This window comes from Streptomyces sp. S465 (assembly GCF_026898115.1).
Classification (GTDB): domain Bacteria; phylum Actinomycetota; class Actinomycetes; order Streptomycetales; family Streptomycetaceae; genus Streptomyces; species Streptomyces luomodiensis.
Genome location: NZ_CP114036.1, coordinates 3,335,095 through 3,352,032, shown reverse-complemented (window position 1 = coordinate 3,352,032; position 16,938 = coordinate 3,335,095). Strand labels below are relative to the sequence as shown.

Genomic DNA, 16,938 nt, shown 5'->3' with positions numbered 1-16,938 from the left:
GACGTGAAGTGACCCGCCTTCCGGGTTCGTCTTAAGGAAACGCACGCATGAATGAGGAAAAGCTCCGTTACTTTCTCAAGCGGGTGACCGCCGACCTGCACGAGACCCGGCGCCGCCTGCAAGAGGTGGAGTCGGAGGACCAGGAGCCCATCGCGATCGTCGGCATGAGCTGCCGCTACCCGGGCGGGGTCAGCTCGCCCGAGGACCTGTGGCAGCTGGTGTCCGAGGGCGGGGACGGCATTTCCGAGTTCCCCACCGACCGCGGCTGGGACACCGGGCGGCTTTTCGACGACAACCCGGACGGCGCGGGCACCAGCTATGTCCGGGAGGGCGGTTTCCTCCACGACGCCAACTACTTCGACCCGGCCTTCTTCGGCATCAATCCGCGCGAAGCCCTCGCGATGGACCCCCAGCAGCGGCTGCTGCTGGAGATCACGTGGGAGGCGTTCGAGCGGGCGGGCATCGACGCCACCTCGGTGCGCGGCACCCGTACCGGTGTCTTCGCGGGCGTCATGTACCACGACTACGCCGCGCGGCTGCGCGCCGTGCCGCCCGGTGTCGAGGGCTACCTCGGCACCGGCGCCTCCAGCAGTGTCGCCTCCGGCCGGGTGGCGTACACCTTCGGCCTGGAGGGCCCCGCGCTCACCGTCGACACCGCGTGCTCCTCGTCGCTGGTGACCCTGCACCTGGCCATGCAGGCGCTGCGCAACGGCGAGTGCTCGCTGGCGCTCGCGGGCGGTGTCACCGTGATGCCGACGCCCGGCACCTTCACCGAGTTCAGCCGCCAGCGCGGGCTGTCCTTCGACGGCCGCTGCAAGTCCTTCGCGGCGGCCGCCGACGGCACCGGCTGGGGCGAGGGCGCGGGCATGCTGCTCGTCGAGCGGCTGTCGGACGCGAGGAAGAACGGCCACCGGGTGCTCGCCGTCGTCCGCGGCTCGGCCATCAACCAGGACGGTGCGTCCAACGGTCTGACGGCGCCCAACGGCCCCTCCCAGCAGCGGGTCATCCGCCAGGCGCTCGCCAGTGCCCGGCTGACGGCCGACCAGGTCGACGTGGTCGAGGCGCACGGTACGGGGACGACGCTGGGCGACCCGATCGAGGCGCAGGCGCTGCTGGCCACGTACGGCAAGGAGAAGAGCGAGGAGCGGCCGCTGCTGCTGGGCTCCATCAAGTCCAACATCGGCCACACCCAGGCCGCCGCCGGTGTCGCCGGGATCATCAAGATGGTCAAGGCCATCGAGCACGGCTATGTGCCCAAGTCCCTGCACATCGACGAGCCCTCGCCGCACATCGACTGGTCGGCCGGGGCGGTTTCGCTGCTGACCGAGGGCCGCCCGTGGCCGGAGACCGGCCGTCCGCGCCGGGCCGCGGTGTCCTCGTTCGGCATCAGTGGCACCAACGCCCACCTGATCATCGAACAGGCCCCGGTGGCGGAGGAGACCGACGGCGACGAGGTCCCCGAGGCCGGTTCCGGGACCGAGGCGGCGGCGGAGCCCCGTACCCTTCCGCTGCTGCCCTGGGTGGTGTCCGGCAGGGGCGAGGACGCCCTGCGCGCCCAGGCCGCCCGGCTCCACAGCTATGTGGCCGAGCGCCCCGAACTGGACCCGGTGTCCGTCGGCCGCTCCCTGGCCACCACCCGCGCCGCCCTGGAGAACCGGGCGGCCGTCATCGCCGGGGACCGCGCCACCTTCCTCGACCGGCTCGCCGCGCTCGCCTCCGGTGAGCCCGGCGCCGGAGTGGTCCAGGGCGTGGAGACGCGCGGCAAGCTCGCCTTCCTCTTCACCGGCCAGGGCAGTCAGCGCCTGGGCATGGGGCGTGAGCTGTACGAGACGTACCCGGTGTTCGCCGAGGCGCTGGACGCGGTGTGTGCCGCGCTCGACCCGCGTCTGGAACGGCCGCTGCGCGAGGTCATGTTCGGCGACGACGCCGAGGCGCTGGACCGGACGGGGTTCACCCAGCCCGCGCTGTTCGCCGTCGAGGTGGCGCTGTTCCGCCTCGTCGAGTCCTGGGGCCTGAAGCCGGATGTGGTCTCCGGCCACTCGATCGGCGAGATCGCCGCCGCCCATGTCGCGGGCGTGCTCTCGCTCGAGGACGCCTCTTTGCTGGTGGCGGCCCGCGGCCGGCTGATGCAGCGGCTGCCGGGCGGCGGTGCGATGATCGCCGTCCAGGCGTCCGAGGACGAGGTGGCGCCGCTGCTCACCGAGGGCGTGTCCATCGCCGCGCTCAACGGGCCGACGTCGGTGGTCATCGCGGGTGACGAGGACGCGGCGGTGGAGATCGCGGCGGGCTTCGAGGCGCAGGGGCGTAAGACCAAGCGGCTCACCGTCAGCCACGCGTTCCACTCGCCGTTGATGGAGCCGATGCTGGAGGCGTTCCGCAAGGTCGCGGAGAGCCTGACGTACCAGGCGCCGAAGATCCCGGTCGTCTCCAACCTCACCGGTGGCATCGCCCCCGCCGCCGAGATCGCGGATGCCGGATTCTGGGTCCGCCACGTCCGCGAGGCCGTCCGTTTCCTCGACGGCGTCCGGGCCATGGAGGCGCACGGCGTCACCACCTACCTCGAACTCGGCCCGGACGGTGTGCTGTCCGCGCTCGGCCAGGAGTGCCTGGCGGGCGAGGCCGACCAGGTGGCGTTCGTCCCCGTGCTGCGGTCCGGCCGCCCCGAGGCCGAGACCCTGACCACCGCCCTGGCCACCCTGCACACCCGGGGCACCGCCCCCGACTGGGAGGCGTACTACGCGGGCACCGGCGCCGAGCGCGTCGAACTGCCCACCTACGCCTTCCAGCGCGAGCACTACTGGCTGGACGCGGGCACCGCCTACGGCGATGTCTCCTCCTTCGGCCTCGGCTCCGCCGACCATCCGCTGCTGGGCACCGCCGTGTCCCTGGCCGACGCCGAGGGCTTCCTGTTCACCGGGCGGCTGTCGCTGGAGACCCACCCGTGGCTCGCCGATCACGCCATCATGGGCTCGGTGCTGCTGCCCGGCACCGCGTTCGTGGAGCTGGCGGTGCGCGCCGGTGAGCAGGCCGGTTGCGATCTGGTGGAGGAGCTCACGCTGGAGGCGCCGCTGATCCTGCCCGAGCGGGGCGGGGTGCGGTTGCAGATCGCCGTGGGGGCCCCGGACGACACCGGCCGCCGCACCCTCGCCCTCCACTCGAGCCCCGACGAGGCCGGTGACGACGAGCCGTGGCTGCGGCACGCCACCGGTGTGCTCGCGGAGAGCGCGTCGGCGCCGGCACCGACGTTCGAGCTGAGCGCGTGGCCGCCGGCGGGCGCCGAGCGGATCGGGACCGATGGGCTGTATGAGGGTCTGGCCGAGGCGGGCTTCGGCTACGGTCCGGTCTTCCAGGGGGTGCGGGCGGCCTGGCGGGCCGATGGCGAGGTGTACGCGGAGGTCGCGCTTCCCGAGGGTGCGGAGCCCGGTGCCGATCTGTTCGGGTTGCATCCTGCGCTGCTGGACGCCGTCCTGCACACCATTGGGCTCGGTGGATTGACCGAGCAGCCGACTCAGGGTGGTCTGCCCTTCGCCTGGAGCGGTGTGCGGGTCCATTCGGTGGGTGCGGACAGTGTGCGGGTCCGGCTGTCGTCGGCCGGGAACGGCACGGTGGCGCTTCAGCTGGCTGATGTGACGGGTGCGCCGGTGGCATCGGTGGAGCGGCTCGCGCTGCGTGCGGTGTCTCCGGAGCAGTTGGGTGCCGGTCAGGCTGGTGGCGGCGCGGCGGACGCCTTGTTCCGGGTGGAGTGGGTTCCGGTGCCGGCTCCGTCCGGCACGTCCTCCGGGGGGCGTGTGGCCGTGGTGGGCGCGGTGGTCCCTGGCCTCGGTGTCGAGGCGGACCTCTACGCGGATCTGGCCGGGCTGGCCGGGGCGGTCGAGTCCGGTGCTGTGGCTCCGGACCATGTCGTGGTCTCGCTGGCGCCGCAGGCGGTGTCGGGGGAGGTCTCCTCGCCGGTCGCCGTGGCGCACGAGGCCGCTGTCGGTGCTCTCGCTCTGGTGCAGACGTGGCTGGCCGAGGACCGTTTCGCGGACTCGCGGCTGGTCGTTCTCACTCAGGGCGCGGTGGCCGCTGCCCCCGACGATCGGGTGGCCAGCCTGGCCCAGACGACGGTGACCGGATTGGTGCGCTCGGCGCAGTCGGAGAACCCCGGGCGTATCGTCCTGGTGGACCTCGACGGTCACCCGGATTCGGCCACTGCTCTCCTGGCCGCTCTCGAGTCCGGTGAGCAGGAACTCGCCGTACGCCAGGGCGCGCTCACCACACCGCGTCTGGCCCGCGCCGTCGCCCCGGCCGAGACCTCGGCTCCGTGGCGCCCCGATGGCACGGTGCTGATCACTGGTGCCGGTGGCATGTTGGGCAATCTCTTCGCGCGCCATCTGGTGACCGAGCGGGGTGTGCGTCGGCTGCTGCTGGTCAGCCGCCGTGGCGGTCAGGCGCCCGGCGCCGCCGAGCTGACGGCTGAGCTGGCCGAGCTGGGCGCGGAGGTGCGCTGGGCGGCCTGCGATGTGGCGGACCGCGACGCGCTCGCCGCCGTGCTGGCCGACCTCCCCGCCGAGCACCCGCTGACCGCCGTGGTGCACACGGCGGGTGTGCTGGACGACGGTGTGGTCGGGTCGCTGACGCCGGAGCGGGTGGAGCGGGTGCTGCGTCCGAAGGTGGACGCGGCGTGGAACCTGCACGAGCTGACCCGGGACCTGGATCTGTCGGCGTTCGTGCTGTTCTCCTCGGCGGCCGGTGTGTTCGGTGGTGCGGGGCAGGGCAACTACGCCGCGGGCAATGCCTTCCTGGATGCTCTGGCCCAGCACCGTCGTGCCCAGGGATTGCCCGCCACCTCCCTCGCCTGGGGTCTGTGGGCCGAGTCCAGTGGCATGGCCGGGGAGCTGGACGAGGCGGAGCTGGACCGGCTGCGGCGCGGTGGCATCGCGCCGATCACGGCCGACCAGGGCCGGGAGTTGTTCGACCTCGCGGACGCCGCCGATGAGGCGCTGTTGGTGCCGCTGCCGCTGGATATGGCCGCGCTTCGGGTGCAGGCGGGGGCGGGGATGCTGCCGCCGCTGTTCCGTGGTCTGGTGCGTGTTCCGCCGCGGCGGGCGGCTCAGGCGGCCGCGGCGGCCCGGTCCGGTGCGCTGGCACGGCAGTTGGCCGGGGTCCCGGACGCCGAGGCCGAGGGCATCGTGCTGGAACTGGTCCGTGCGCAGGTGGCCGCGGTGCTCGGCTATGCCGGGCCGGAGGTGGTGGAGCCACGGCGCTCGTTCAGTGAAATCGGTTTCGACTCGCTGACCGCGGTGGAGTTGCGCAACCGTCTGACGGCTGCCAGTGGTGTCCGGCTTCCGGCGACGTTGATCTTCGACTATCCGAACCCGGTCGCTCTTGCCGCGTATCTGCGGGCCGAGGCGCAGGGCAGTCAGGTGGATGCGGGTGCTCCCGTGGTCGCGGCGACGGCGGGTGCGGATGAGCCGATCGCCATTGTGGCGATGAGCTGCCGGTTCCCCGGCGGAGTGACCTCGCCCGAGGAGCTGTGGAAGCTGGTGATCGAGGGCACCGACGCGATCACCGATATGCCCACGGACCGTGGCTGGGACATCGAGTCGCTCTATGACGACGACCCGGACAAGCGGGGCACCAGTTACGCCCGTAACGGTGGTTTCCTGCACGATGCCCACCACTTCGACCCCGTGTTCTTCGGCATTTCGCCGCGCGAGGCCCTCGCGATGGACCCGCAGCAGCGGTTGCTGCTGGAGACCTCGTGGGAGGCGTTCGAGCGGGCCGGGATCGACCCGGCGACGCTGCATGGCAGCCGGACCGGTGTGTACACCGGTGTGATGTACAACGACTACGGCACGCTGCTGCACCGTGCGCCCGATGGCCTCGAGGGCTACATGGGCACGGCCAGCTCGGGCAGTGTGGCGTCGGGCCGGGTGTCGTACACCTTCGGTCTGGAGGGTCCGGCGGTGACGGTGGACACGGCGTGTTCGTCGTCCCTGGTGACCTTGCACATGGCGGTGCAGGCGCTGCGCAGCGGTGAGTGCTCGCTGGCCCTGGCCGGTGGGGTGAGCGTGATGGCCACTCCCGGTACTTTCGTGGCCTTCAGCAAGCAGCGTGGACTGGCCACGGACGGCCGTTGCAAGCCGTTCGCGGCGGCGGCCGACGGTACGGCCTGGGCTGAGGGTGTGGGCATGCTGCTGGTGGAGCGGCTGTCGGACGCCCGGAAGAACGGGCATCCGGTGTTGGCGGTCGTGCGCGGCAGTGCGATCAACCAGGATGGTGCGTCGAATGGTCTGACGGCGCCGAATGGTCCGTCGCAGCAGCGGGTGATCCGGCAGGCGCTGGCCAATGCCCGGTTGTCCGCCGCCGAGGTGGATGTGGTCGAGGCGCATGGCACGGGTACGACGCTGGGTGACCCGATCGAGGCGCAGGCGTTGCTGGCCACTTATGGTCAGGAGCACACCGATGAGGCGCCGCTGTGGCTGGGGTCGGTGAAGTCGAACTTCGGTCATACTCAGGCGGCGGCCGGTGTGGCGGGGATCATCAAGATGGTCAAGGCCATCGAGCACGGTGTGCTGCCCCGGACGTTGCACGTGGACGAGCCGTCGCCGCATGTGGACTGGTCGGCGGGTGCGGTGTCGTTGCTGACGGAGCAGGTGGAGTGGCCTGAGACGGGCCGGCCGCGGCGTGCCGCGGTGTCCTCGTTCGGCATCAGTGGCACCAACGCGCACGCCATCATCGAGCAGGCCCCGGCGCGGCGGGAGACGGACAGCACGGCCGCCTCCGGCACAGAGCCCCGTGTCCTTCCGCTGCTGCCCTGGGTGGTGTCCGGCAAGGGCGAGGACGCCCTGCGGGCTCAGGCCGCCCGGCTCCACAGCTATGTGGCCGAACGCCCCGAACTGGATCCGGTGTCCCTCGGCTACTCCCTGGCCACCACTCGCGCCGCGTTGGAGCACCGGGGGGCTGTTGTCGCCGGTGACCGCGCGACCTTCCTGGACCGGCTCGCACGTCTCGCCTCCGGTGAGCCCGCTGCCGGGGTGGTGCGGGGTGTGGAGACCGAGGGAAAGCTGGCGTTTCTCTTCACCGGCCAGGGCAGTCAGCGCCTGGGCATGGGGCGTGAGCTGTACGAGACGTACCCGGTGTTCGCCGAGGCGCTGGACGCGGTGTGTGCCGCGCTCGATCCGCATGGGGAACGGCCCTTGCAGGAGGCGCTGTTCGGCGACGACGCCGCTGTGCTGGATCGGACCGGTTTCACCCAGCCCGCGCTGTTCGCGGTCGAGGTGGCGCTGTTCCGGCTGGTCGAGTCGTGGGGTGTGAGGCCGGATGTGGTGTCCGGTCACTCCATCGGTGAGATCGCCGCCGCGCATGTGGCGGGTGTGCTGTCGCTGGCGGACGCGGCGAAGCTGGTGGCGGCGCGTGGCCGTCTGATGCAGGAGCTTCCGGCGGGCGGCGCGATGATCGCCGTCCAGGCGTCGGAGGGCGAGGTGCTGCCGCTGCTCACCGACAGCGTGAACATCGCCGCGCTGAACGGCCCGACGTCGGTGGTCATCGCGGGTGATGAGGACGCGGCGGTGGAGATCGCGGCGGGCTTCGAGGCGCAGGGGCGTAAGACCAAGCGGCTCACCGTCAGCCACGCGTTCCACTCGCCCCGTATGGACGGGATGCTGGACGCCTTCCGTGAGGTGGCCGAGGGGCTCGCGTACGAGGCTCCGCGCATCCCGATCGTCTCCAATCTCACCGGGAACGTCGTCTCCGCCGAGGAGATCACCAGCCCCGGCTTCTGGGTGCGTCACGTCCGGGAGGCCGTGCGCTTCCTGGATGGCATCCGCGCCATGGAGGCGGAGGGTGTCACGACATACCTCGAACTGGGCCCGGAAGGTGTGCTGTCCGGGCTGGGTCAGGAGTGTCTGGCGGGCGAGGCGGAGCAGGTGGCGTTCGTCCCCGTGCTGCGGTCCGGCCGCCCCGAGGTGGAGACCCTGACCACCGCCCTGGCCACTCTGCACACCCGTGGCGCGGCCCTGGACTGGGAGGCGTACTACGCGGGCACCGGCGCGGAGCGTGTCGAACTGCCCACCTACGCCTTCCAGCACCAGCGCTATTGGATCGAGGTCCCGGCCTTGCTGGGCGACGTCTCCTCGGCCGGCCTCGGCTCCGCCGACCATCCGTTGCTCGGCACGGTCGTGTCTCTGGCCGACGCGGAGGGCTTCCTGTTCACCGGGCGGCTGTCGCTGGAGACGCATCCGTGGCTGGCCGACCATGCGGTGATGGGCTCGGTGCTGCTGCCCGGCACCGCGTTCGTGGAGCTGGCGGTGCGGGCCGGTGAGCAGGTGGGCTGCGATCTGGTGGAGGAGCTCACGCTGGAGGCGCCGCTGATCCTGCCCGAGCGGGGCGGGGTGCGGTTGCAGATCGCCGTGGGGGCCCCGGACGACACCGGCCGCCGTACCGTGGCCTTCCACTCGAGCCCCGAGGAGGCCGGGAACGACGAGCTGTGGGTGCGGCATGCCACGGGTGTGCTCGTGGAGGGGGCGTCGTCGTCGGTGCCGTCGTTCGAGTTGAGTGTCTGGCCGCCGGCGGGTGCTGAGCGGATCGGGACCGATGGGCTGTATGAGGGGCTGGCCGAGGCGGGCTTCGGTTATGGTCCGGTCTTCCAGGGGGTGCGGGCGGCTTGGCGGGGCGAGGGTGAGATCTACGCCGAGGTCGCGCTTCCTGAGGGTGCGGAGCCTGGTGCCGATGTGTTCGGGTTGCATCCTGCGTTGCTGGATGCTGTCCTGCACACGATCGGGCTGGGTGATCTGACCGAGGGTCTGGAGCGGGGTGGTCTGCCCTTTGCGTGGAGCGGTGTGCGGGTCCATTCGGTGGGTGCGGACAGTGTGCGGGTTCGGTTGTCGTCGGCCGGGAATGGCACGGTGGCGCTTCAGCTGGCTGATGTGACGGGTGCGCCGGTGGCGTCGGTGGAGCGGCTCGCGTTGCGTGCGGTGTCTCCGGAGCAGTTGGGTGCCGGTCATGCTGGTGGTGGCGCGGCGGATGCTCTGTTCCGGGTGGAGTGGGTTCCGGTGCCGGCGTCTTCGGAGACCTTCTCCGGGGGGCGTGTGGCGGTCGTGGGTGCGGAGGTCCCTGGCCTCGAAGCAGACGTCTACGCGGATCTGGCCGGGCTGGCCGGGGCGGTCGAGTCCGGTGCTGTGGCTCCGGAGCATGTCGTGGTCTCCTTGGCACCGCAGGCGGTGTCGGGGGAGGTCTCCTCGCCGGTCGTCGTGGCGCACGAGGCCGCTGTCGGGGCTCTCGCTCTGGTGCAGACGTGGCTGGGCGAGGACCGTTTCGCGGACTCGCGGCTGGTTGTTCTCACTCAGGGTGCGGTGGCCACGGCCGCTGAGGACGTGGTGACGGAGCCCGCGCAGGCCACCGCGACCGGTCTGATCCGCTCGGCGCAGTCGGAGAATCCCGGGCGTATCGTCCTGGTGGACCTCGACGGTCACCCGGATTCGGCCACTGCTCTCCTGGCCGCTCTCGCGTCCGGTGAGCAGGAACTCGCCGTACGCCAGGGCGCGCTCAAGACCCCGCGCCTGACCCGCACCACCGCCCCCGCCACCGACCGGGAGCCCGTCGCCTTCGGTTCGGACGGCACGGTGCTGATCACTGGTGCCGGTGGCATGTTGGGCAATCTCTTCGCGCGCCATCTGGTGACCGAGCGGGGTGTGCGTCGGCTGCTGCTGGTCAGCCGCCGTGGCGGTCAGGCCCCCGGTGCCGCCGAGCTGACGGCTGAGCTGGCCGAGTCGGGCGCGGAGGTGCGCTGGGCCGCCTGCGATGTGGCGGACCGCGACGCGCTGGCCGAGGTGCTGGCGGCAATGACGGCGGAGCATCCGCTGACCGGCGTCGTGCACACCGCCGGTGTGCTGGACGACGGTGTGATCGGGTCGCTGACGCCGGAGCGGGTGGAGCGGGTGCTGCGTCCGAAGGTGGACGCGGCGTGGAACCTGCACGAGCTGACCCGGGACCTGGATCTGTCGGCGTTCGTGCTGTTCTCCTCGGCCGCTGGTGTGTTCGGTGGTGCGGGGCAGGGCAACTACGCGGCGGGCAATGCCTTCCTGGATGCTCTGGCCCAGCACCGTCGTGCCCAGGGGTTGCCCGCCACCTCCCTCGCCTGGGGTCTGTGGGCCGAGTCCAGTGGTATGGCCGGGGAGCTGGACGAGGCGGAGCTGGACCGGTTGCGGCGTGGCGGTGCGGCCGCCATCACCGCCCACATGGGCCTGGAGCTGTTCGATGCCGCGCAGGGCTCGGACGAGGCGCTGCTGGTGCCGATGCCGCTGGACATGGCCGCGCTTCGGGTGCAGGCGGGTGCGGGGATGCTGCCGCCGCTGTTCCGTGGTCTGGTGCGTGTTCCGCCGCGTCGGGCGGCTCAGGCGGCCGCGGCGGCACGGTCCGGTGCGCTGGCCCGGCAGTTGGCCGGAGTTTCGGACGCTGAAGCCGAGACGATCGTGCTGGAACTGGTCCGTGCGCAGGTGGCCGCGGTGCTCGGCTATGCCGGGCCGGAGGCGGTGGAACCGCAGCGTGCGTTCAGCGAAATCGGTTTCGACTCGCTGACCGCGGTGGAGTTGCGCAACCGTCTGACGGCTGCCAGTGGTGTCCGGCTTCCTGCCACGTTGATCTTCGACTACCCGAACCCGGTCGCCCTCGCCGCGTATCTGCGGGCCGAGGCGCAGGGCAGTCAGGTGGATGCGGGTGCTCCCGTGGTCGCCGCGACGGCGGGTGCGGATGAGCCGATCGCCATTGTGGCGATGAGCTGCCGGTTCCCGGGCGGGGTCAGCTCGCCCGAGGAGCTGTGGAAGCTGGTGGTCGAGGGCACCGACGCGATCACCGATATGCCGACGGACCGTGGCTGGGACATCGAGTCGCTCTACGACGACGACCCGGACCGGCAGGGCACCAGCTATGCCCGTAACGGTGGTTTCCTGCACGATGCCCATCACTTCGACCCCGTGTTCTTCGGTATTTCGCCGCGTGAGGCCCTCGCCATGGACCCGCAGCAGCGGCTGCTGCTGGAGACCTCGTGGGAGGCGTTCGAGCGAGCGGGGATCGACCCGGCGGCGGTGCGTGGCAGCCGGACCGGTGTGTACACCGGTGTGATGTACAACGACTACGGCTCTCTGCTGCACCGTGCGCCCGATGGTCTTGAGGGCTATATCAGCACCGCGAGTTCGGGCAGTGTGGCGTCGGGCCGGGTGTCGTACACCTTCGGTCTGGAGGGTCCGGCGGTGACGGTGGACACGGCGTGTTCGTCGTCCCTGGTGACCTTGCACATGGCGGTGCAGGCGCTGCGCAGCGGTGAGTGCTCGCTGGCGCTGGCCGGTGGTGTGACCGTGATGGCCACCCCCGGCACCTTCATCGCTTTCAGCAAGCAGCGCGGGTTGTCGACCGATGGCCGCTGCAAGCCGTTCGCGGCGGCGGCCGACGGTACGGCCTGGGGCGAGGGTGTGGGCATGCTGCTGGTGGAGCGGCTGTCGGACGCCCGGAAGAACGGGCATCCGGTGCTGGCGGTCGTGCGCGGCAGTGCGATCAACCAGGACGGCGCCAGCAACGGCCTCACCGCTCCCAACGGTCCGTCGCAGCAGCGGGTGATCCGGCAGGCGCTGGCCAATGCCCGGTTGTCCGCCGCCGAGGTGGATGTGGTCGAGGCGCATGGCACGGGGACGACGCTGGGTGACCCGATCGAGGCGCAGGCGTTGCTGGCCACGTACGGTCAGGAGCACACCGATGAGGCGCCGTTGTGGCTGGGGTCGGTGAAGTCGAACTTCGGTCACACGCAGGCGGCGGCCGGTGTGGCGGGGATCATCAAGATGGTCAAGGCCATTGAGCATGGTGTGCTGCCCCGGACGTTGCATGTGGATGAGCCGTCGCCGCATGTGGACTGGTCGGCGGGTGCGGTGTCGTTGCTGACGGAGCAGGTGGAGTGGCCCGAGACGGGCCGGCCGCGGCGTGCCGCGGTGTCCTCGTTCGGTATCAGTGGCACCAACGCGCACACCATCCTTGAGCAGGCCCCGGCGGAGCGGGAGACGGCGGCGAAGCCTGCCGAACCCTCCCTCGAAGTGTCCGGCGCGCTGCCGTGGCCGCTGTCCGCCAGGGGTGAGGCGGCGCTGCGCGCGCAGGCCGCCAAGCTGCTGGCCCACCTCGACGCGGACCCGGAACTGCGTCCGGCCGATGTCGGCTACTCCCTGGCCACCACCCGCGCCGCCTTCGATCAGCGTGCGGTACTGGTGGGTACCGACCGCGACGACTTCATCCGGGCCCTGGCGGCGCTGGCCCAGGGCGAGCACACGGTCCAGAACGTCGGGGCGTCCGACAAGACGGCTTTCGTCTTCCCCGGACAGGGGTCCCAGTGGGCGGGCATGGCCGTGGAGCTGATGGGCACGGCGCCGGCGTTCGCGGCCCGTATCCACGAATGCGCGGCGGCGTTGGGGGAGTTCACCGACTGGTCGTTGGTGGATGTGCTGCGGGGTGCTGAGGGCGCGCCGTCGCTGGAGCGGGTGGATGTGGTCCAGCCGGTGCTGTTCGCGGTGATGGTGTCGCTGGCCGAGCTGTGGCGTTCGCTCGGGGTCGCCCCGGCGGCGGTGATCGGTCACTCACAGGGTGAGATCGCGGCGGCGTGCGTGGCGGGCATCCTGTCCCTGAAGGACGCCGCCCGGGTCGTGGCGCTGCGCAGCCAGGCCATTGGCCGGGTGCTGGCGGGTAAGGGCGGCATGGTGTCGGTGGCGCTTCCGGTGGCCCAGGTGCGGGAGCGGATCGCGCCGTGGGGTGAGGAGCGGATCTCCGTCGCCGCCGTCAACGGCCCCTCGTCGGTGGTGGTGTCGGGTGAGCCCGAGGCCCTGGATGAGCTGATCGCCGCGTGTGAGGCGGACGAGGTCCGCGCCCGTCGGGTGCCGGTGGACTACGCCTCGCACTCGGCCCAGGTGGAGCTGCTCCGCGACGAGCTGCTGGAGCTGCTGGCGCCCGTACAGCCCAAGGCCGCCGAGGTGCCGTTCCTGTCCACCGTGACGGGGGAGTGGGTCGAGGGTCCGGAGCTGGACGCCGAGTACTGGTTCACCAACCTGCGGCGCACCGTCGAGCTGGAGAGCGGGGTTCGCCGTCTGCTGGACGAGGGCTTCGGGGTGTTCATCGAGTCCAGCGCCCACCCGGTGCTGACGATGGGTGTGCAGGAGACCGCCGAGGACGCCGGTGTGGACGCCGCCGCGATCGGTTCGCTGCGCCGTGACGAGGGTGGCCTGGACCGGTTCTGGGCCTCCGTCGGCGAGGCGTGGACGCGCGGTGTGGCGGTGGACTGGGAGGCGGTGTTCGAGGGCACCGGCGCGCGCCGTATCGGCCTGCCCACGTACGCCTTCCAGCACCAGCGCTACTGGATCGAGGTCCCGGCCTCGGCGGGCGATGTCTCCTCCGCCGGTCTGGGCTCCGCCGACCACCCGCTGCTCGGCGCGGCTGTCGAGCTGCCGGACACCGATGGCTTCCTGCTCACCGGGCGGCTCTCCCTGCACACCCACCCCTGGCTCGCCGACCACGCGGTGGCCGGTACGGTGCTGCTGCCGGGCACGGCCTTCGTCGAACTGGCGGTCAGGGCGGGCGACCAGGTGGGCTGCGATCTGCTGGAGGAGCTCACCCTGGAGGCGCCGCTGATCCTGCCCGAGCGGGGCGGCGCCCAGCTGCGGCTGAGCGTCGGCGCGCCCGACGCGGACGGACGCCGGACCCTGGAGGTCTACTCCCGTCCGGAACCGGAATCGGACGCGGACCGGGGCGACGTCTCGGACCAGTCCTGGAGCCGTAACGCCAGTGGTGTCCTCGCGCCGGGTGAGACCGCCGGCACCGCCGAGGGCCTGGCCGAATGGCCACCCGCCGAGGCGGCCGCCATCGAGGTGGACGACCTCTACGAGCGGTTCGCGGCCGGCGGTGTCGGCTACGGTCCGGCGTTCCAGGGGCTGACGGCCGCCTGGCGGCGTGGTGAGGAGGTCTTCGCCGAGCTCCGGCTGGAGCAGCGGCAGCGAACCGACGCCGCGCTCTTCGGGCTGCACCCGGCGCTGCTGGACTCCGCGCTGCACGGCGTGGCGCTGGGTGACTTCGTGGCAGCCGACGCCGATGGCATCCGGATGCCGTTCTCCTGGAGTGGTGTCACCCTCCACGCCGCGGGCGCCACGGCGCTGCGCGTACGGATCGCACCGGCCGGGCCGGACGCGGTGTCCCTGACGGTCGCGGACGAGAACGGTGGCGCGGTCGCGTCGGTGGACTCGCTGGTGCTGCGGACCATTGCCCCGGAGCAGCTGCGCGCGGCCCAGGTGAGCTACCACGCATCGCTGTTCCGGCTGGAGTGGGCCGCGGTACCGGCGCCCTCGGCGGCCCCCGAGTCCATCCGCTGGGCCCTGGTCGACGCGGGTGCCGTGAACGGTACGGACGCCCTGGGGCTCGTCACCGCGCTGGAGTCCACCGGTGCCGAGTGCGATGTCTTCCCCGATCTGGCCGAGCTGGCGGCCGTGGTGGCCTCTGGCGGGTACCGGCCCGACGTTGTCCTCCTCCCGCACACCGCCCCCGCCGATGGCGCCGATGGCGCTGATCTGGCGGAGGGCGCGCGGCTGGCCGCCCACGCCGCGCTGGAGGACGCGCAGTCGTGGCTCGCGGAGGAGGGTTTCGCCGGGGCGCGGCTGGCGTTCATCACCCGCGGCGCGGTCGCCACGTCCCCGGACTCCGAGGTGGCCGATCTGCCGCACGCGCCCGTATGGGGTCTGGTCCGGACGGCCCAGACCGAGAACCCGGGCCGTTTCCTGCTGCTGGACCTGGACGGTGAACAGATATCGGCCACGACGCTCACGGCGGCGGTGTCCAGCGGTGAGCCGCAGCTCGCCATCCGTGCGGGCGGCCTGTGTGCGCCCCGGCTGGCCCGGGTCGCCGTTGGGGACCAGGGCCAGGCGCCCGAGGGACTGCCGGGGTTCGACCCGGACGGCACGGTGCTCATCACCGGCGCCACCGGTGTCCTCGGTGGGCAGCTCGCCCGCCATCTGGTGGCCGAGCACGGAGTGCGGCGTCTGCTGCTCAACAGCCGTCGTGGACTGCGCGCCCAGGGGATGTCCGAGCTGGTCGCCGAACTGACCGAGCGGGGCGCCGAGGTGAGCGTCGCGGCGTGCGATGTGGCCGACCGTGAGGCGCTGTCGGCGATGCTGGCCGAGGTGGACCCGGCGCATCCGCTCACCGCCGTGGTGCACACCGCGGGTGTGCTGGACGACGGGCCGTTGCCCGCGCTCACCCCGGACCGGATCGACACGGTCTTCCGGCCGAAGGTGGACGCGGCCCGGAACCTCGACGAGCTGACCCGTGATCTCGACCTCGCGGCGTTCGTGCTGTTCTCGTCCGTCGCCGGCACCTTCGGTGCGCCGGGCCAGGCCAACTACGCCGCCGCCAACGCCTTCCTGGACGCCCTCGTCGCACACCGCCGGTCCGCCGGCCTGCCCGCCCTCTCGCTGGCCTGGGGGCTGTGGGAGCAGCGCAGCGCGATGACCGGCGCCATGACGGACGCGGACGTGCGGCGTCTCGAGCGCTCCGGGATGAAGCCGCTGTCTTCGGCGGACGGTCTGGAGCTGTTCGACGTGGCATGTGCGGTCGACGGTGAGGCGGTGCTCGCACCGCTCCATCTGGACACCGCGCCGCTGCGGGAGCAGGCCGCCGAGGGCACGTTGCCCGCCGTGTTCCGCGGACTGGTCCGGGCGACGCCCCGGCGGCGCATGGCCTCCGCCGCGGCGGCCGACGGGAGCGGCCCCTCGCTGGCGCGGCGTCTGGCCGGGCTGGACGAGGCGGAGCGGGAAAAGGTCGTGCTGGATCTGGTCCGCACCCACGCCGCCACGGTCCTCGGTTTCGAGGGCCCGGAGGCCGTGGGGGCCACGCGTGGCTTCCTGGAGCTGGGCTTCGACTCCCTGACCTCCGTCGAGCTGCGCAACCGGCTCAACGCCGTGAGCGGGCTGCGGCTGCCCCCGACGCTGCTCTTCGACCAGCCCACGCCCGAGCTGGTCGCCCGGCAACTGCTCGCCGGACTGGCCGGTCCGGTGGCCGCCGAGGGCGGTACGGTGTCGGGCGCCGCGCAGGGAGAGACGGCGGGCACGGAGTCGTCGGCCGTGTTCGGCGCGATGATGCGGGAAGCCGAGGAGCTCGGCCGACAGGAGGAGTTCACCCGGCTGCTGATGGATGTCTCGCGGTTCCGGCCCTCGTTCGCGAGCGCCGCGGAACTGGACAAGTCGCCCACGGTGGTGCGGCTGTCCCGTGGCGGTGACACCCGGCCCGCGCTGGTCTGCTTCCCCTCGATCCTGCCGATCGGAGGCCCGCACCAGTACGCCCGGTTCGCCGCCGGATTCCGCGGTCACCGGGACGTCTGGGCGCTGGGCAACCCCGGTTTCGTCGCCGGGGAGCGGCTTCCGGCGAACCCCGAGGCGGTGATCGAAGCACACGCCGAGGCGGTGCTGCGGCAGACCGACGGGGCGCCGTTCGTGCTGCTGGGGCACTCCTCGGGCGGACTGCTCGCCCATGAGGTGGCCGCACGGCTGGAGAGCACCGGGGTCTTCCCGGACGCGGTGGTGCTGCTCGACATCTACTCGCACGATCCGGAAGCGGCCATGGCTGTCCAGCCGAACCTGAGGGCCGGGATCGACGAGCGGAGCACCGGCCATGTGCCGGTGGACGACACCCGGCTGCTGGCCATGGGCGCGTACTTCCGGCTGTTCGGGCAGTGGCGGCCCCGCGAGGTCAAGACCCCGACCCTGCTGGTCCGGGCCGAAGAGCGGTTCTTCGATTGGTCCCGCGACGGCGACTGGCGGTCGTACTGGGAACTGCCGCACACCGCGGTCGATGCGCCGGGGGACCACTTCACGATGATGGAGGACCACGCCGGTACGACGGCGCGGGTAGTGGAGGACTGGCTGTCGGGCTGACGGGCGCTCC

1 protein-coding gene is annotated in these 16,938 nt (G+C 72.0%); it reads left to right on the top strand.

Features of this window, described 5'->3' with window-relative positions; genetic code table 11:
• The first annotated feature begins 47 nt into the window (after positions 1–47).
• Entirely contained in the window at positions 48–16,928 is a 16,881-nt protein-coding gene (locus N6H00_RS14515; protein WP_268972090.1) for a type I polyketide synthase, read from the top strand.
• Positions 16,929–16,938: the final 10 nt, after the last annotated feature.